General features: G+C 57.2%; 11 protein-coding genes and 2 pseudogenes. 6 read left to right on the plus strand and 7 right to left on the minus strand.

Going from position 1 to position 18,593, the window contains the following annotated elements:
• Positions 1 to 396 precede the first annotated feature (396 nt).
• A complete protein-coding gene (locus tag M9Q49_RS07870; protein ID WP_254508168.1) occupies positions 397 to 2,010 on the plus strand; it encodes a hypothetical protein in 1,614 nt (537 codons plus the stop codon).
• Between the two features lie 568 nt (positions 2,011 to 2,578).
• Positions 2,579 to 3,511: an esterase/lipase family protein gene (locus M9Q49_RS07875; RefSeq protein WP_254508169.1), complete on the plus strand. Its 933-nt coding sequence runs from the start codon at positions 2,579 to 2,581 to the stop codon at positions 3,509 to 3,511.
• A 52-nt stretch (positions 3,512 to 3,563) separates the two neighbouring features.
• Here M9Q49_RS07875 and M9Q49_RS07880 read toward each other — a convergent pair whose 3' ends face one another.
• The 6 genes and pseudogenes from M9Q49_RS07880 to M9Q49_RS07905 all read right to left on the minus strand — a co-directional run bounded on the left by M9Q49_RS07880 (position 3,564) and on the right by M9Q49_RS07905 (position 10,869).
• The gene (locus M9Q49_RS07880) at positions 3,564 to 4,244 is read right to left on the minus strand and encodes an MGH1-like glycoside hydrolase domain-containing protein (protein ID WP_254508170.1); all 681 of its coding nucleotides are present in this window, start codon (positions 4,242 to 4,244) and stop codon (positions 3,564 to 3,566) included.
• A gap of 31 nt (positions 4,245 to 4,275) precedes the next feature.
• Positions 4,276 to 4,470: pseudogene (locus tag M9Q49_RS07885) on the minus strand (response regulator); the annotation flags it as partial.
• A 36-nt stretch (positions 4,471 to 4,506) separates the two neighbouring features.
• Positions 4,507 to 6,117 carry a methyl-accepting chemotaxis protein gene (locus tag M9Q49_RS07890; protein WP_254508171.1) on the minus strand — a complete coding sequence of 537 codons (1,611 nt, stop codon included), beginning with the start codon at positions 6,115 to 6,117 and terminating at the stop codon, positions 4,507 to 4,509.
• A gap of 44 nt (positions 6,118 to 6,161) precedes the next feature.
• Entirely contained in the window at positions 6,162 to 6,611 is a 450-nt protein-coding gene (locus tag M9Q49_RS07895; RefSeq protein ID WP_254508172.1) for a chemotaxis protein CheW, read from the minus strand.
• 21 nt (positions 6,612 to 6,632) lie between these two features.
• Complete coding sequence (locus M9Q49_RS07900; RefSeq protein ID WP_254508173.1) at positions 6,633 to 8,891, minus strand: chemotaxis protein CheA; 2,259 nt, start codon at positions 8,889 to 8,891, stop codon at positions 6,633 to 6,635.
• Positions 8,892 to 8,943: 52 nt separating this feature from the next.
• Complete coding sequence (locus M9Q49_RS07905; RefSeq protein ID WP_254508174.1) at positions 8,944 to 10,869, minus strand: protein kinase domain-containing protein; 1,926 nt, start codon at positions 10,867 to 10,869, stop codon at positions 8,944 to 8,946.
• A gap of 590 nt (positions 10,870 to 11,459) precedes the next feature.
• On the opposite strand from M9Q49_RS07905, the gene M9Q49_RS35710 reads away from it, so the two are divergent.
• Together M9Q49_RS35710 and M9Q49_RS35940 are read left to right on the plus strand one after the other, a co-directional pair.
• Entirely contained in the window at positions 11,460 to 12,524 is a 1,065-nt protein-coding gene (locus M9Q49_RS35710; protein ID WP_254508175.1) for an integrase core domain-containing protein, read from the plus strand.
• A gap of 407 nt (positions 12,525 to 12,931) precedes the next feature.
• Positions 12,932 to 13,603, plus strand: a pseudogene (locus M9Q49_RS35940) (serine/threonine-protein kinase); the annotation flags it as partial.
• Here the strand turns inward: M9Q49_RS35940 and M9Q49_RS07925 are convergent.
• The gene (locus tag M9Q49_RS07925; RefSeq protein ID WP_254508178.1) at positions 13,562 to 13,714 is read right to left on the minus strand and encodes a hypothetical protein; all 153 of its coding nucleotides are present in this window, start codon (positions 13,712 to 13,714) and stop codon (positions 13,562 to 13,564) included. The pseudogene M9Q49_RS35940 and the gene M9Q49_RS07925 overlap by 42 nt on opposite strands.
• 462 nt (positions 13,715 to 14,176) lie before the next feature.
• On the opposite strand from M9Q49_RS07925, the gene M9Q49_RS07930 reads away from it, so the two are divergent.
• Positions 14,177 to 18,130, plus strand: a complete 3,954-nt coding sequence (locus M9Q49_RS07930; protein WP_254508179.1) for an SUMF1/EgtB/PvdO family nonheme iron enzyme — start codon at positions 14,177 to 14,179, stop codon at positions 18,128 to 18,130.
• An 86-nt stretch (positions 18,131 to 18,216) separates the two neighbouring features.
• Entirely contained in the window at positions 18,217 to 18,510 is a 294-nt protein-coding gene (locus M9Q49_RS07935) for an integrase core domain-containing protein (RefSeq protein ID WP_254508180.1), read from the plus strand.
• Positions 18,511 to 18,593 lie beyond the last annotated feature (83 nt).

Below are 18,593 nucleotides of genomic sequence, written 5' to 3' on the forward strand. Positions count from 1 at the left end.
GAGGAGTTGCCGACAGAATGGGCAAGCTGCGTTCATAACGGCGTTAGGCTCAATTGCATTTGGCAGGCGACTCGCCGAGTATCATAGCTGCTCTATTTTTGGTTTCCACTGTTGCGACTGCAATGAACGGAATTATCGGATTCTGCGTTGAAGCGGAGCCGTCCGGCATCGGCCGTGGGACTGGACGGTTCCGTAGTGCTTGGCAGCAGTCCTCGCAGGCGGGCTCACGCCGTAACAAATACGGTTTCGGCAGATTTGCAATCTGGCGACAATGCGAGTGAACGCACTGACGGTAGAATAGTGATCAGCACTGCCTCGTACGGTCTGACCGGCAGTTGCGCCACATCGCTTGGGACGCCAAATGGAACGTGGCAATCGTTGGTCAAGGAGTGCAGCGTGTCGAAGTCAGAGATGGACCAAGTCCAAGAACAAGCCCGCCAGGTCTTCGTCGCCGCCGGGAGACTCGGCGCGGATTTCTGCGAAGAATCACGCTCGCGCGCTTTCTATTATGACGCGTCGGCTTGGGAACGGCATAAGCCGATGTTCGATCAGATGTGGAATTCGCTGCTTCAGCTAAGAGCCGCGATGCAGTATCCGCCCCTCGGTTTGGAGCAAGTCGTCGAGCAACTCAATGATGCTGCTCGTATCGCCAAGAGGATGCGCGCAGCCATCCTACCGCAACAAGCCCCGGCCAGCTGGACGGGACGGCCCATTGGCGTCGTCCTCGGGGTGACAAATCCTGGTCCGCCACAGTTCACCTCGTACATGGAATTCTTTCCCGACCTGAACACGGTTGCTGAGCGTGGTTTGAGGGCCCTGCATGGGATTGCCCAAGCCTCGTCGACGGAAGATCCTTTTGCGCTTCTGGAAATAGAACGGGCGGCGGACACTGAGGATTTCACACTCATCAACCGCTTTCCCAATACGGCCGAGGGACACGTTCGCTTTCTGGAATTCGTCTATCTGGAGATCCGCGAACAGGCCGATGCGCTGCGCGCCGGAAAGTACACGCATGCGAGTATCGAAAACCAGTTGCGCCAGGGAGTGAAGTGGAGCGAGGCAAAACGTCGCGCCCAAGAGCTGAGCGAACTTCCGGCGGCGTTGGCCCAAACCCTGGCGAGCGTGCTGAACCGGACCCTCGATCTAGGCACCGTCGCACAGATCGAAGAGCTACTGAAACCGGTCGTGCGGGCGCTGCGTGACTTTCTCGAAAGGCATCGGTCGGCGCAGTTGGCGGCAGCTTTGAAAGCGGTACGCCACGAACTAGAGATTTGGAATAGCCTCAACTCTCCCAGCGAATCCGGGTATCTGCTGGAACGAGTGCCCAAAGGGCATCGATTGCATGGAGCGATCGCCGCGCTGCAAGTCTTTTTCGGCGGGACGCTACCGCGCCAGGTGGCGGGACACTGGCGAAAATTCCTGGAACTGACGCGCTCCGACGATGAAGACGCTGAATCCGAGGCAGAGTGGTTGATAACTTGGCTGGACGGCGAGCTGAGGAAGCTGGGTACAGCGCTCAAGGCATCCGACTCGCAGGCGGGCGAGAAATCGAAAGTCCTAGAGGACCTCCTCTGGCCCTCGGACGCGTGCGCGATCGCGCTCACCGCACGCTTCCGCGGGCAGGCCCACGACGCGCTGGTAGAGCGACTGCAAACCATTCTTGATAAGCAGCTTCCCGACAGGCCGCGAATGACGATTTTGCAGTCGCTGCAGGATCGCGGCTGCGACCTTTTGATTGAGTGGCGGGACGGAACCAAGCACGGGATTCAGTTAAAAAGTAACTTCGACATCGAAGAAAAAACGTTCACGGGCACGACCATCGTGCAAATGCAGGACTCGCGTCAACACGGTCTGGCGAAACTGTATGTCGTTTTCTGCGGGGACCTCACGTCCCAGTCGAACCGCCAAAAGGTGAGATCCATCCTGAGTCGGATGAGCGCGATGAACGATCCCTACCTGCTGGGGGTCCCGCCGGAAAGAGCTTTGCCGCTCCTCTTCCCGGCGACGTGAGTTCATTTTGTGCGCGAACCCGCGCGGCAGTGTCGGTTCTGTCTTGGTCTCTCGGTTCCATCTTGATCCCAGCAGAGAGGAAATGCTGATGTCCTTGGATGACAACTGAGCTACCGATTCGCATTGATCGGCAAGCCGCGATATCCGAGCGAGCTACTGGTTTTTCGTCGCCTTTACTGATAAGTCACAAGTCCTAGAATAGTCTTGCGATGCAGTTCGGAAAGTGATTGTGGTTCCTATCGGCGTCATGGTCATGTCGCCGGCGCGATACGCAACTTCTTTCAATTGGCATTAGGGAAGGGCAAATGCCTTTTCGTGCTTAGCCGCTTGGCAATGGATAGCTTCATTCAGAATCCATCCGTCTCGGCGTGCATGGCCGCAAGTTAGTAGGGCAGGGCCTGATTCGCACCGCTCGGCCTCGTCGCGCCGCCAACGGTGAAGTGCTCATGATCCGCGGCGCCCACAAAACAATCTCCGGACTATCGCCGTCACTTTGGAAAATGCGCCGCGCTCCTATTTTGCCGGCTTTGTCGAACCAAGTGGAGCGGCGTCGCGAGCCCGGCTCAATTTGCTCGAACCCAATCAGGCTGGAAAGATCCCGGTGGTTTTGATTCACGGGCTGTTTTCCGATCCGCAAAGCGGGGCGGATATGATCAATGACTTGCGCGCTGTTCCCGGTTTTTTAGATCGTCACCAGCTCTGGGTTTTTCGCTATCCCACCGGCCAGGGATTTCTTCAGTCCGCAACGATCTTGCAAGCGGAACTGCGAGCCGTCGTGGCGGCACTCGACCCTGAACAAAGCGATCCTGCTTTGAGAAACATGGTGCTGATCGGGCATAGCATGGGCGGGCTCGTCGCCAAACTGCAGATAACTCACTCGGAGGATTTGATCTGGAACAAACTTGCCAATCGTCCTCTGGAGACAATCGTAACGACAGAGGAAGCGCGGGCGTTCCTAGCCGAGAACTGCTATTTCGATCCTTCCCCTCATGTCGATCGCGTGATTTTTATCGCATCGCCTCACGCGGGGTCGTTGTCGTCGAGCGGACTGATTGGACGTGGAGCGGCCATGCTGGTGGAACCATCACCCGCACAGGCGGCGATGCACGAACAAATGATTCGCGACAATCCTCAGACTTTTAACCCATTGATTGAAGCGCGCATGCCAACGAGCATCGACGTGCTCTCTCCTCAATCGCCACTTCTAGACGTCATGCGGAAAATGAAGCTGAAAGCTGGCATTAAGGTGCACAGCATCATCGGGTGCTCTCATCCATTGTCGCTCGACGGCCCCTCCGACGGAGTCGTGTCGGTGCGTAGTGCTTCCCATCCTGGTTGTAAAAGCGTGCTGGCCTTCAACGCGACACATGCACACGTGCATCGCGCACAGCAAACTAGCGAGGAAGTCGTGCGCATTCTGAATCGGGGATACGACTACCATGCGAGCATGAAGCCGCGCCCTGAATCTCGGGCTCGACTGGCAATCGAAAAGTCCCGTTAAGCGGAGATTTGTGAAGTTTACTCCTGATCGCTTTGTGCAGTTTACTCAAGGCCTAGGGTTTCGCTCCCACTTTGTGAAAGGCAGACATCTTGCCCGCTGCCAAGCCCCGTTCCGCGTCCAAAGAGCCGTAGAGCTGGATGAACTTCGCCACCAATCCCGTCCAGCCGGTCTGATGACTTGCGCCTAACCCTGCACCGTTATCGGCGTGAAAGTATTCGAAGAACTGCAGGCAATCCTGCCACTGAGTGTCAGACTGGAATTTCTCCGTCCCGCCATTCACCGGACGGCGGCCATGTTCGTCGCGCAAAAAGATTCGAGTAAGCCGGTCCGAAAGCTCCTTGCTCACCTCGAACAGGTTCAGCGTGTTGCCGGAACCGGTGGGGCATTCAATCTTGAAGTTGTCACCGTAGTACAGATAGTACTGCAGCAAGGCGCGGATGATCATGGCGTTGACTGGCATCCATACCGGACCGCGCCAGTTGGAGTTGCCGCCGAACATCCCAGTATTCGATTCGGCCGGCAAGTAGTCCACTCGGTACTCTTGACCATTCAGGTGGTAGACGTAGGGATTTTGCTCGTGGAATTTCGAGATTGAGCGGATGCCGTAAGGCCCGAAGAACTCGTTCTCGTCGAGCATCCTTGTCAGGACCCGACGCAGTCGCTCTGGATTGAGCACGGCGAGCAAGGAGCGATCGTTGACGCCGAAATGCTCCGGGCCGACGGGGTGCATCATCGTTCCGAGTTCCGGAATCCGCCGCAGTCTTGAGGCCATCCATCTCGGGCATCTCGATATCGAGAATCACGAGGTCGGGATTGAGCATCTTCATCTGGTCGAGCGCGAGCTTGCCCGTCGCAGCCGTGCCGGCTACTTCGATGTTGGATTGTGAGGTCAGCTCTTCCGTGACGATTCGTCGGACAACGAAAGAATCGTCAACGACGAGGACGCGAATCTTCTCCATGAATCCTGTTCCTCGTGGCTATCGCCCATTGACCGCTCAGCCCTGCAACTTTGTCACCAGATGTTGTAGCTCGACCGCCATGCGCGCCAATTCGTCGGCCGATGCCTTCGTATTTGCTGCGCCGCTAGTTGTGCTGCGCGCGGCTTGGGCGACCCCGGTTACATTTTGCGCGATCTCGCGGCTGCCGAGGGCCGCTTCATTCACATTGCGAGCAATTTCAGCCGTCGTCGCTGTTTGTTCTTCGACGGCGCTGGCAATGGTGCTTTGAATGTCGTTGATGTGGCTGATGATGGTGCCTATCTGAGCGATCGCGTCCACCGCTCCCTTTGTGTCCGATTGGATCGCTTCGATCTTGCGGCTAATGTCCTCCGTGGCCTTGGCGGTTTGCTTGGCGAGTTCTTTCACTTCGTTGGCAACCACGGCAAAACCCTTCCCCGCTTCACCGGCGCGGGCGGCTTCGATGGTGGCGTTCAGCGCCAACAAGTTCGTCTGCTGGGCAATCGACGTGATGACCTTGATCACATTGCCAATTTCGGCGCTGCTGGCCCCCAATTTCGAGACCGTAGCGTTGGTCTTCTCGGCCACTTTGACAGCAGAGGTCGCGACGCGGGCAGCTTCGTTGGCGCTCTTGGCAATTTCCCGAATGCTCGCTCCCATCTCCTCCGTGGCGCTGGCAACGGTGCCGATATTGCGGCTTACCTGTTCGGCGGCGGCCGACACGACGCTTGCTTGCGACGCCGTCTCTTCTGAATTGGCCGCCATCAGTTGGCTGACGGACGTTAACTCTTGAGCGGCGCTAGAAAGTGAATGAACCGTATTTCCCAACGACGATTCGACTTGCTTGAGCTGCGTAATATCGGTGGCATACTTCACCACTTTGAAGGGACGGCCGGCATAGTCCAGAATCGGAAAGTACGACCCTTCGATCCAAACTTCCTTGCCGTCTTTGCCCAGCCGCCGAAACCGCCCAGTCTGCTGACGGCCAGCCGCCAGGTCGAGCCAGAATTGTCGATAGGCGGCACTGCTGGAATGGGTTGAATCGACAAACAGGCTGTGATGTTTTCCTATGATCTCGTCGAGCCGATAACCCATTGCCTGCAGAAAGTTCTGGTTGGCATTGGTGATGACGCCGTCCAATCCGAACTCCACAACCGCCTGGACACGGCCAATCGCTGCCACCTGGCCTTCATTGTCGGCGTTCCGCAGGAGGGTTTCGGTCACGTCGGTAGCGAACTTGATGATCTTGAAGGGCTTTCCGTCGCGATCGAGGATCGGGCTGTACACGCCGTGAATATAGATCTCGCGTCCACACTTGGCGATGCGACGAAAATCGCCGGTGATGTCCTCGCCGCGATTCAAGCGCTGCCAGAAATCGCGATACTGTTCGCTATTGCGGGTCGCCTCATCGACAAATTCGCTGTGCCGCCTCCCTTTGATTTCGTCGAGCGCGTAGCCCACGCATTTCAGAAAGTTCTGGTTGGCGTGAATGATCGTGCCGTCCAATTCAAACTCGATCACCGCTTGCGAGCGTTGAATGGCGGCAATTTGACCCGCGTGATCGAGTTCCAGGCGTTGTTGGGCCGTCTGCCGTTTGGCATTAGATGTTTTGACAGCGGCCGGCGGTTTGGTCGATCGTTTCTTGCTCATTCTCTTTACTCGTCGTGCAGGAGGAATTCTCTGTGTAGCTCTGATTAGGTCTTGGTTGCGGGTTGGTTCGTAATCGCGACGATTCGCTCGGGGTCCAGAATCACCAACAACCGGTCGGACAATTTGTAAACGCCTTGAATGAACTCGCCGGCCGCTCCTTGGAGCGTTTCCGGCGGCAGCTCGAATTGCTCCTGCGAGACCTCGAGCACATCGCCGATATCGTCCACGAGCAAACTGACCGCGCCGTCGTCGGTTTGCAAAACGATGTTCAACGGCTCACTGATCTCAGCGAGTTCGGGTAAGTGCAACCGCCGCCGCAGGTCAATCGCCGTCACAATTTGCCCTCGCAAATTGATGAGCCCCCGCACCGCCGGGTGCGCGAGAGGAACGCTTGTCAGCGGTTGACTACGGACAACTTCCTGCACCCTTAGCACGTCGAGTCCGTAGCACTGCCCGGCTAGATAAAAGGTGCAAAATTGTTGGGGAAGGGACATTCGTGAGGGCTCGGTTGCCGGTTATTTGACTGAATGCAAATGAGGTGGTTTCGTAGCTTCGATCAAGGCCGCGACATCCAAAAATTCGGTGACCTGGTCGTGGACGACTGCCGTAAACAGCACGCCCTCGCGATTGGCGAGCGCGCGAATGGCCAGCGGATCGTTAACGATGTCCAAGATGGCCCCGACGATCAGCCCGATCCGCTCCGCACCAGCGTCGTAAACTACGACCGAGACCAGATCGCTAAGCGCCGCCGGACCTGGGCCGCACGGCGACGGTGGAACTGCTAACGCGGCCAGTCCGGCTGAAACATCAAGCAAGGGGAGTATCTCACCGCGATATTGCACGACGAGCCGTTCACCCAGTGACTCCAGGCGAGAGCGAGAAAATTCTTCGAGGCGGGCCACGTCCGCGAGCGGAACCGCCATCCGTCCGCCGGCCGTCGGAGCAAACAACAACAGCGCATGACTTTCGATGGGAGTTGTGATTTCGGCAGTCTCCTCACCCAGCGCACGTCCTCTGGCTCCCGAAATGACGCTCGCTCGCTGCGCCAACCCGACGGGATCGAGCACTAGAGCAACTCGCCCATCGCCCATGATCGCCGCACCGGCGAAGGCCGAGATTCCCTTGAACAGCTTCTGCAGCGGCTTAACGACGATCTCTTCCGTGTCCCGAATCGCCTCGACCACGAGCCCAAAGGGCCGCTCGTCGGCCTGCAGTACAACGATGTTGAGCTCGTCACCCTCTTTGCGCAGCGTGGCAAGCTGCAGTTGCTCATCCAGAAAGACCAGCGGCAGCAGTTTTCCTCGCAAGCGATAAACAGGCACGCCGTGCAGCCGTTCAATCCCGTGCTGCGCATGCTCGGCGTCGAGCCACACGAGTTCCAGCAGGTTGACCTGCGGAATCGCGTACCGTTCACCGCCGCTCGCGACGATCAGCGCAGGAATAATGGCCAGCGTCAGGGGAATCTTGGTGCGGATCGTGGTTCCCTGACCGGGAGTGCTTTCGATATCGACCGTGCCGCCGATTCGCTCTAGGTTGGTGCGGACGACATCCATTCCCACGCCGCGACCGGAAAACTGCGTCACGCGATCGGCCGTGGAGAAACCGGGCACGAAGATCAATCGCAGCAGGTCTTGCCGCGACATGCGGTCGGCGACTTCCGCCGTGATGAGATTTGCTTTGAGTGCTTTGTCGCGCACTTTCGTTTCGTCGATGCCGCCGCCGTCATCGGAGATCTCGACGATCACCTTGCCACCTTCGTGAAAGGCGACCAGTTTCAGCCAACCTTCTTCCGGTTTACCGTGCGATTTGCGGACAGCCGGCGGCTCGATCCCATGATCGACAGCATTGCGAATGAGATGCGTGAGCGGATCCCGAATTGCTTCGATGAGCGTTTTATCGAGCTCCGTCTCTTGGCCGTCGATCTCGACGCGCACTTGCTTTCCGCAGGCGACCGACAAGTCCCGCACGATGCGGGGGAACTTACTCAGCACATTGCCGATCGGTTGCATCCGCGTTTTCATCACGCTGGTTTGCAACTCCGTGGTCAGCAGATTCAATTGCTGCACGGCTCCGAGAAAACCGCTGTCTTCGTGTGATTGGCTGTGCTGCAGAATTTGATTCCGCGCGAGCACTAACTCGCCGACGAGCGTCATCAGCTTGTCGAGCAGGCCGACGTCCACGCGAATGGCAGCATCAGCGACATGGCTTGTTACCTTCTCTGCGGACTCGCCGCTGGGCACTGGAGTGTCCGCGAAGGTGAACTCGAGTTCAGCCGACGGCGATTCGCTAATCTCGAGGGTGGAGGCCGGCGGCGGCAACTCGATGCGAGTCTCCAGCGTCGGAGCGGGTATCGCCGATGTGGCTGGCAGAGGCTTTGATTCCCCAACGTTCTGTTGCCGCAGGCGATCGACCTCAGCAGCGACGCCGGTGTAGTCACCTGATCCTTCTACACCTGTCGACTCGATGTTCGAGAGTATCTCGCGAATTGCGTCCACCACCCGCAAAAGCGCCGTCGCGATCGGCGGGTTGAATGTGATTTCCCCTGCTCTCAACTTGCTGAGCAGATTCTCCGCTGCATGAGAAACCTCTTGGAGCTTGACCAGCCCCATGAAGCCAGCCGTTCCTTTGACGCTATGGAACGTGCGAAAGACTTGCGCGAGCGTGCTCTTCTCAGCAGGGTTGATCTCCAACTTGACCAGATCCGAATCGAGCAGCGCTAGATTCTCATGGGTCTCCAGCAGGAATTCGCGGAGGATTTCATCATCGGGCGACATAGTCGATTCACTGGCCCCGCGTTACCGCCGCGTACAAACCTCCTTGATGCTCTTAAAAAATCGAATCCAAAAGTGGTCCTACCACACTGGCCGGAAACGCCTTTTCTACAATCGCAATCACGCCCAGCTTCCGCACGGGATCGAGCACCCGCGATTCCGTTTCGGTCGTAACCATGATGATCGGAATCGCGGCTGTGGGCGGATTCTGCTTCAAATAGCTGACGAGCGCCCTGCCATCCATCAGCGGCATATTGTAGTCCGTCACAATTAAATCGCAAATTTCGAGGGCTGCCACGGCAATGGCAAAAGCGCCGTCGGGGACCTCCTGAAATTGCGTGAAGCCGAGTCCCTGCAGTACAGTCCGGACCTGAACTCGCGCCGTCGCACTGTCATCGACGATCAGCACTCGCAGCGCGGCGCGATTGTTTTTGCCCGGCGTTTGGCCGCTGGCAGCGGGTACCGGCGTCAATGTCATTGAGGCGCCCGTCACCTGTTTCACCGCATCCGCCAATTGCTCTGGCGTGAAAGGCTTGTGGAGCAATTGCACGCGATGCAAGGCAATCGATGCTGCGGTATCGGCTTCGCTCCCCTCGCTAGTGATCAGCACGAAACCGGGCGATTCGCCCTTGAACTCCGCGCGAATCTGTTCCGCCAATTGCAGTCCATCCAGATCGGGCAAATGAAGCGACGAGATCACCGCCTTGGGGCGCAGTTTGCGAACGAGTTCGATGGCGTCATGGCCTTTCGCTGCCGCACCAAGCACCGAATAGGATTGGTCCTGCAGATAACCCTTGATAATGGACGCCTGCACGCGCGATGGTTCGACGATCAGCACCGAGGCTTGGGAAGAGCTAGCGCCGCTCTCCATGGTTTGCTCGGAGATCCGAGTGTGAACCGTGGAGCCCGAGGAGCCACTATCACCGAACGTGATCTCGAGGCCATTCCCAGTGTCAATCTCATCGACCGGGAGATTTTGGGAAATGGTTTCTAATTCCGAAACCACTTCCGCCATCGACTGAATGCGCTCATCCGGTTCTATGGAGAGCATCCGCTGGAACAGGCCGTCCAACTCGGCGGTGACTTCGGATCGCTCCGCAGTGAGCGATGGAATCTTTCCATCGCGATGCTTGAGCAAGACCGACATCATCGTCGGTCCGCTGAATGGTGGCCTTCCCACCAGCAGAAAGTAAAGTGTGCAGCCCAGGCTGTAGATGTCGGCGCGGTGATCAATCGTGGTGGAATCAACGGCTTGCTCTGGCGGCATGTAGTCGGCTGTGCCGATCACGCCGCCAGCCATGGTTACATCGAAACCACTGGCCGGACCCGTTGCGCCATGATTAAGCCGGGCCAGTCCCAGGTCGGTCACTTTGACGACGCCCTGTTCATCGAGCAAAAGATTGTGCGGCTTGATGTCGCGATGAATGATTCCTTGAGCGTGCGCATAAGCCAAGCCGCGAGCTGTCTGCAGAATGCAATGCACTGCGAGGGAAACAGGAAAGACACCCTGATCCGCGACGCAAGCCGCCAGATCGCGCCCGTTCACAAGTTCCATCACGAGAAAATGGCCAACGTCCGATTCATCGGCGTCATACGCCATGACGACATTGGGGTGGCCCAGACTCGCAATCGTTTCCACTTCACGCTGGAAACGCTTTACGAAGATTGGATTCTGCGAGAGCTTACCCGCGAGTACCTTGAGCGCCACGAGCCGCTTCATGCGGCGGTGCCGGGCCTTGAACACCGTGCCCATCCCGCCCGCACCCAAACGTTCAAGGACGTCGTAATTCCCGATCCGCAGCGTCGAACCGCGTCCTTCGTTAAGGGCAGCAACTTGAAACCGAGTCAGCAAATCTTGAGTCGTGAGCAATTTGGCGAGTTGCTGCGAATCGTGCTGTGCCGTCGCCAGCAACGGCTGCAGTGTTTCTTCGGCGACCAGACCACTTTCCTGGAGAGCTTTGGAAAAGGCCGCAAACGACACGGATTCGATATTCGCTTCCATAGATAAATGAACCGTTCGGTTTCCGCCACGCAGGGGATTTCTCAGGTAGCAGCTTCATCGCTGACCAAATTACAGATCGAGAACCTTCGACAACAACACAGTGAGTAGGTAGCCATCGTAACCGCCGACAATACGGCTTCCAACTGAATTGAACTTCAATAGCTCTCAGCCGATGCCCCGCGGTTGATGCAACACATAGGACAAGCTGCTTTTCGTTGCCATTTGATGATGGCGATTGCGGCGCAGGTAGCCGCAGAATCACTCGAACGGGAATAGTGATGTGCGATTGCCACCTCCCTGGTCGGAACTCTCCTATTAACCGCGCTCTCTTCTTGGCCGATTTTTTGGCACGCGACTTCTGCTGTTAACCACCGGGTCATCCCCTTGCGCGAAGGGATTTTGATAACTAGCTAGAGAAGCTAGGAAAGATCGAACCGCGGTTCGAAGTCGAGCTATGTTTCAGATGGCCAGCGCTCACCTTCGCTGTGCAAAAAAGATGAGAATTCTTGGATACACAGCGGCTTTCCTAGTTTAACACGATGGTCAACGTTTTTCAGTCTCTCTGGCTTGTGATCGCCGGCGCCACGCAGAAGGAGCTCGCTCGGCAGGTCAAATATCTGAAGGTTGAGAACGAAATCCTGCGGTCGAGGTTGCCGCAGCGCATCACAGTCACGCCAAAGGAACGCGTCCGCCTGATCAAGTTCGCACACAAGCTCGGCGGGAAGGTTCTATCCCAGCTCGCGACGATCGTTCACCCATCCACGATCATGCGCTGGATTGCCGCAGAGAAGAAGAACAAGCCCAAGCCGAAGCCCCGGGGCCGGCCGCGAACTCCGGAGCAACTTCGAAAGCTGATTCTGAAGATGGCCAAGGAGAACGAGTGGGGCTACACCCGGATCATGGGTGAGCTGAAGAAGCTCGGGATCAAGCCGCCCAGCCGGAACACGGTGCGGGCCATCTTAAAAGGTCACGGGTACGATCCCGGGCCCAAGCGCGGCGAAGGAACCTGGGACGAGTTCCTCAAGCAACACGCCGCCTCGCTGTGGCAGTGCGACTTCTTCTCGAAACGCATCCTGACGCTCCGCGGCATCCGCGAGGTGTTCGTCCTGGCATTCCTGCACGTCGAAACGCGGCGCGTAGTCCTGTCACCGGCGACCTTCCACCCAGACGAGTCCTGGGTGGTCGGGCAGATGGAGCAATTCGTGCAGAAAGCTCGTAGCCAGAAGCTCCGCGTCGCCACCATCCAGCGAGACCGCGGCTCGAAGTTCACCTCTGCCGTCGATCAGGCACTACGCTCGAAGCGGGTGAAGGTGAAGAAGAATGAGTTCCTCGCCCCGAACACCAACGCCTTCGTCGAGCGGTTTGTGCAGTCGATCCAGCAGGAGTGCCTGGACCGATTCGTTGTGTTCGGGAGCGGGCACATGGGCGCGATTTGCTCTGAGTACCTGGAGCACTATCACACGGAGAGACCTCATCAGGGTGCGGGCATCGATAACGAGTTGCTGAATCGGAAGAAGATGCGAGGCCGGCCGAAAAAGAACGCTTCGTTAGGCGACATCGTGCCGCTGAACGAGATTCGGTGCTCGGAGCGGTTGGGTGGGCTGCTGAAGAGTTATTGGAGGAAGGCGGGGTAGATCATCCCAATTTCGAAGCTCTCCTACTAACCTCGCTCTCTTCTTGACCAATTTTCGCACGCAAGTTCTTCTGTTAATCGCTGGTCATCCTGTAGCTGATCCCTGTTTGTCCGCATCATAGAATCCGGCTAACATAAGGGAGTTCTTCCCCTGGAGACTTGTAATTGAAGGTCGACGAATTTGCCCGTGCGATGATCGCCAGTGGGCTATCGTCGGCTGACGAAATCAAAGCCCTTTGGGCTGCGCTGCCAGCAGGTACTCGCCCCCGCGATGGACAGGCGATGGCGCAACTCCTCGTCGAGCGCGGACTCCTCACGTCGTTTCAATCGCAAGAGCTTCTCAGCGGCAAGCCAGGCCCCCTGGTGCTGGGCGATTACATCCTCCTTGCCAAAATTGGCGCTGGCGGAATGGGCCAGGTCTTCAAGGCTCAACATCGCCACCTTGAGCGGTTTTGCGCGATCAAGTTGCTCCCAACCGCGCTCACGGCTGATGAAGCGGCGGTGAAACGCTTCCAGCGTGAAGTGAAGGCGGCGGCCCGGCTCTCGCATCCGAACATTGTGCAGACCTACGACGCTGGCGTGCAGCGTGGCAATTGGTATCTCGTTATGGAGCTCGTCGAAGGACGCGATCTCTCCGCAGCCGTCGCTTCGGGTCCGCTGCCGGTGGACCGGGCGATTGACTATGTCCGTCAGGCTGGACGCGGGCTCGCGTACGCGCACGCTGAAGGGATCATCCATCGCGATATCAAACCGGCCAATCTGCTGCTCGACAAAAAAGGGACGATCAAGATCCTCGATATGGGCCTCGCTCGCATCGATAGCGCCGCACCTGATGGACTAACACAATCAGGTCAGGTAATGGGCACGGTCGATTACATGGCGCCCGAGCAGGCCTTCGAGCCGGAGTTGGTGGATGGACGCGTCGATATCTATAGCCTCGGTTGCACTCTCTACCGACTGCTGACCGGCGGGAATCTCTACGGCGGCGACACGATGCTGCAAAAGCTCGTCGCCCATCAGAGCAAGCCGATCCCATCGCTACTCGCGCACATTGCCGGGCGAACCCTGCCCGCGAATTTCACGCCATCGCTCGACGCCATCTTCCAAAAGATGGTTGCGAAGAAGCCGGCTGACCGTTACCGCACGCTCATCGAAGTCGACATCGCGCTCGCCGGCCTCGAATTCAGTCAAAGCCCAGCCTCATCGGCAACTAACATCGACGCGCCGACATCGCTATTTACGAACCCAGCCAAGGCCGCGACACCCGTCACAACCCTCACGCCGCCAGAGTCGATCGAGCGCACCGACCAAGACGTATCACCTATTGTTACCCTGTCACAACCGCTCGTCGAAACCGAGCCTGTCTCCGAGCGTTCGATCCAGATCGCTTTCGGCCATACGCCACCGCCAGACGTTGTCACGTCTCCTGCCGGCGATCTGCCTTGGTGGCGTAGTCCCTGGGCACTCGCCTCTGGCGGAGTCGGCTGCTTGCTGCTCCTAGCCTTTGCGTTTTGGTTCATCATCCGGGACAAAGATGGCAACGAAGTTGCCCGAGTCAAAGTGCCCGCCGGGGGCACGATCGAGCGTCAGGTCGACCCGTCTGATAAGAGGCCCGGGCCAGCCGATCCCGCTACACCGAAGCCTGCCGAAACTATGCCGGAAGAATTGTCCCCGGATTACGCGGCGGAGCGTAAGGCAGCGGAGTGGGTTCTCTCAGTGAATGGTAAAGTGGCGTTCGAGGATGCGAGTGGGAAGGTAATTCGTAAGGTGTCCGAATCCTCGACCACTTTGCCCGTCGAAGACTTTGCGATTTCAGCGATCGAACTAATCAATCTCGGTTTAGACGATCAATTGCTCGCGAATCTATCTTCGTGCACGCGGATCAAGAGTGCAGATATCAGGGGCAATCGGTTTACGTCTATCGGACTGCAAAATCTCAGCAAATGCCGGCGACTGAACTATCTCTCTGTTGCAAACAATCCGATCGGGGCTGGATTTGGAAAGTTGCTGCAAAATTGGCCACACATCGAAGCTGTTTTTACCGCGAGCCGCTCTATTGATGACGCGGCAATGGAAGGAATGCCAATTCTTCCGCGTCTTTGGGTGTTGAGCCTGGAAGGCTCTTCCCTGAGCGACGATGGCTTCGCCAGTGTTCTTCGATGTTGTCCGAGATTAGGGGTGATCGATATTCAGAGCACGAAGTTTGGCTGGAAGGGGCTGAAAAGCGCACCCACCTTATGGAAAGTAGGCTGTTCAGGTTCGCGGCTAACTAGGGAGTCGGTGCAAACGCTTCTAGAACTCCCGTCTCTCGCTACGCTCTACATTGTGCCCGATTGGACAGATGGCGCGATTGCCGAATTATTGCCGCTTAAGTCTCGTCTGAAGCTCTTGGTCCTAAATTCGGATAAAAATTTCCCCGGCCTCAGCGAAGATGCGCTGCTGAGCGTTGCGCAACTCACATCGCTGCAAGAGTTCCTATATTTAGGTCCGAAGGGAGTCTGCACGGATAAGGCACTCCAGTCGCTCGCTAAACTACCAGACCTCAGACGACTCGAAATTGAGGGCCCAGCGAATAGCGAAGTCACGACCGAGGTGGTGACTGAGTTCCGTCGCCAGCGTCCCGATGTGAGATTCAATTGGCATCCGACCCAAGGCGCTCGCGATTTCCCCGCCCTCGTCGCCTGGCCCGAAGGCCCCGATGGTGGCGTCGCTCCCTGGGACTTGCCGACCGGCGCGCCGCCGCCGGCGATCATCCCTTTCACGCCAGAGCAGGCCAAGCAGTATCAAGAAGCCTGGGCCACTTATCTCAAGAAGCCCATCGAAATCGAGAATGACCTCGGCATGAAGTTCCGGCTGATACCGCCGGGGGAATTCGAGTCGCACAGCGAGAACGCAGATTCGTTGTATCGCATTTCCGATCCGATCTATTACGGCACGACCGAAGTAACTTATGGTCAGTTCGCGAAATTTGTGGAGGAGACACATTACAAGACCGAGGCGGAAATCTATCGCAATGGTCAAAATGCGACGTTCGAGCTTGATTCCAATGCCAACTGGAAATCGGCGTTTGAAACTGATCCGCGCCGCCCAGTCACGCATGTGCAACCGGCAGACATTCAAGCCTTCTGCGAGTGGCTGGGCAAACGCGATTCCGCCAATTACCGAGTCGCCTACGTATCGGAATGGGAATTCGCGACTCGTGCCGGAGGTGCCGGCGAGCAAGGTTACGAGCGCAACGGCGAAGATTGGTTGCAGTACGAAGTGCTCTCCAGCATCGACGGCAAACTCAAACTCCCGCAGTTCGTTGGCTCCAAGAAAGCCAATCCATTCGGCCTATACGACATGATCGGCAACGTTCACGAGTACTGTCTTGCCAGTGGAGCGGGCAATCATCTTTACCGCTTCGACGTGCGAGGTATGTCTCACGGCAATACGACTGAGGAGAATGGGTTTCCCAATATCGGCAAATCCTGGGGCGCGCCGCATATCAATAAGAACGTCGGGTTCCGTGTGGTGCGAACCGAGAAGCAGTTGCCGTCGCCTCTCACGCAACCTTTGCTCATTCGCCGCGGACAACCACTCAGTCCGCATGCTTCCGTTTCGCGTCCAGCGAAAATTACCGGCCTGCGAAGTTGGTCGGTCGAACCGAAGTTGCTCACCGATGGCCCTCTTTCGGTTGCCATCAATCAAGATAACCAGGTCGCGACGTCCGGATACGAAGTCGATGGGGCGACCCGACTTTGGGGGAGAAGGGGCGAGGTGAAAGAGTTGCTACTCGGAAGCGATACCTACAAGACACGCTCCGCATGGTCGCCCGATAAAAAATGGTTGGCAGTGGCCGGCTTCAACGGATCGCTCGATCTCTGGGGAGGCGCGAAACGCCAGCGGATTCAAGCCATTCCGCCAACCATAAAGCAATTCGACGGTTGCAGCGGAATCATGTGGTCACCGGATAGTGAATCCATCGCACTCTGTGGAGAAGTTAGCTCGCATTTCCGAGTTTTTTCACTCCGGACCATGCAGACCCGAGTGATCCCGGGCCCAGAGCCTTTCTATTTTTCCTGGTCAAACGACGGAAGCATGCTGGCAGCAACGCACTTCTATGGCGGCGTCGATATTTATCGCACTAGCGATTGGCAGGTGATCAAAAGCTTGCCAATTAAACTGCCGCGCGACGTCAAATTCGGCGGCTCGATCGACGCTCCGATTCTGGCAGTCTCCGCTGACGATTTCACGCGTGTCTCCTTGTGGAATGCAAAGACCTGGGAGCCGTTACCAGCGTTAGAAAGGCCAACCGAATATGTGGAGGCTCTAGCTTGGTCACCTGATGGGACGAAATTGGCAGGGGGTTATGAGGAACTAGTGGTATGGAACGTCGAATCGGGCAAGCTTCTCTGGTCGAAGGGAACCAGTTCCAGACACGGACTCGCCTGGACTCCCGAGGGAAAGCAGGTCATCACTGCCTCACAGAGCGTACCGCGATACTTTGACGCCGAGAGTGGCACCGAGATTCCTGGCGCGCCGCTGACGAGCCTGCCACTTCATTCGCACAAATACCGACCGTTCAAATCGACGCCCGATTTGGCTCGCATCCTTCTGCAACCCGATCCAGATCGCGCCGCGCTGCAATGGTGGGATGCGCGGCAAGGTGTTTTGCTACGAGAGTTCACAGGATTTCAACGACCGTTTAGTATTTCGCCTGACGGCAAGCAAGTTGCGCTGACGGGTGGTGCGGAGGCCAAAGGAAGCGTCTTGTTCTTTGTTCCGGACAAGCCCGAGCCGCAATTGAACACTCTCATCGTTGATCCGAGCAGCGAGATCACAAACATTGCCTGGTCGCCCGACGGCAAGCTCGTCGCAGCGGCGGGTCAGAAGACGATCAAACTTTGGGATGTTGCTGCGCAAAAGATTAGGGGGGAGATCACTGCGTCCGAAGTGGTGAAAGAGTTGATTTGGACCGCGGAGGCAAAGCAATTGGCCTTTTTCGGCGAATCGAAAGTCGAAATGCTGGACGTGGCCTCACTTCAACGAAAAATCGTCTATCGAGCCGCGGGAAAAGAAGGGATTTGGCGCTTGCTGTTATGTCCAGGCGAGGACCGATTCGCCGTTGGTGAAAGCAACGACAATGTCTATCTAGTAGATGGTGCGAACCCGGAAAGTGCGTCCCTACTCCCAGTTGCCCGCGACTGGGTGGTTCAGAATTGGACTCGCGATGGTTCAGGCGTCATTTGGAATCATCGATCGATGCCTGGCGTTTCCCAAATCTATAACGTCACTCCGCGCACTGTCTCGCCCAATCCCGCATTCCCTGTCGCTCAAAGCCAATACGGCTCGAAGGCGGTCTGGATGGAGCCGCATCCCCGCCTTACTTTCGCCGACGACGCGAAGAAACATGCCACCGGCGTGATCCTGCCTCTCGTCGCGAAGGATCACTGGCTCGTGCTCGGCCCGACTGGCCATTACCGTGGGACGTCGGGCGTGGAGGACCATATTGTGTATGTGGCTCAGACTGAAGAGGGCGAGTATCTTACGCTCGCGCCGTCCGAGTTTCAGAAACGGTTCGGTTGGCAGAATGATCCGGCCCAAGCCTGGCACACTGAGCCTTAGCGTGACCGTTTCGCCAAAATGCAGCGGGACCGAGAGTCGAAATTCCGGCAGCTGTAGACCAGGCACTCCGCTCGAAGCGTGTAAAGGTGAAGAAGAACGTCGAACGGTTCGTGCAGTCAATTCAGCAGGAGTGTCTGGACCGGTTCGTTGTGTTCGGGAGCGGGCACATGGACGCGATCTTCTCGGAGTACATGCAGCACTACCACACGGTGAGACCGCATCAGGGCGAGGGGATCGCAAACGAGTTGCTGAATCGGAAGAAGAAGCGAGGACGGCCGAGAAAGATTGCTTCGCTCGGTGAGGTTGTGCCGCTGAACGAGATTCGATGTTCGGAGCGGCCGGGTGGGTTGTTGAAAAGTTATTGGAGGAAAGCGGGGTAGATCATCCCACTGTTGAAGCTCTCCCACTAACCTGGCCCTCTTCTTGGCCGATTTTTTGGCACGCGACTTATGCTGTTGACCTG

This window comes from Anatilimnocola floriformis (genome assembly GCF_024256385.1).
GTDB lineage: Bacteria > Planctomycetota > Planctomycetia > Pirellulales > Pirellulaceae > Anatilimnocola > Anatilimnocola floriformis.

Coding starts and splice junctions, on each gene's coding strand:
- M9Q49_RS07880 (WP_254508170.1), bottom strand. CDS start 4,244: ATGATGCACCCCGTCGGCCCGGAGCATTTCGGCGTCAACGATCGCTCC.
- M9Q49_RS07890 (WP_254508171.1), bottom strand. CDS start 6,117: ATGAGCAAGAAACGATCGACCAAACCGCCGGCCGCTGTCAAAACATCT.
- M9Q49_RS07895 (WP_254508172.1), bottom strand. CDS start 6,611: ATGTCCCTTCCCCAACAATTTTGCACCTTTTATCTAGCCGGGCAGTGC.
- M9Q49_RS07900 (WP_254508173.1), bottom strand. CDS start 8,891: ATGTCGCCCGATGATGAAATCCTCCGCGAATTCCTGCTGGAGACCCAT.
- M9Q49_RS07930 (WP_254508179.1), top strand. CDS start 14,177: ATGCCGGAAGAATTGTCCCCGGATTACGCGGCGGAGCGTAAGGCAGCG.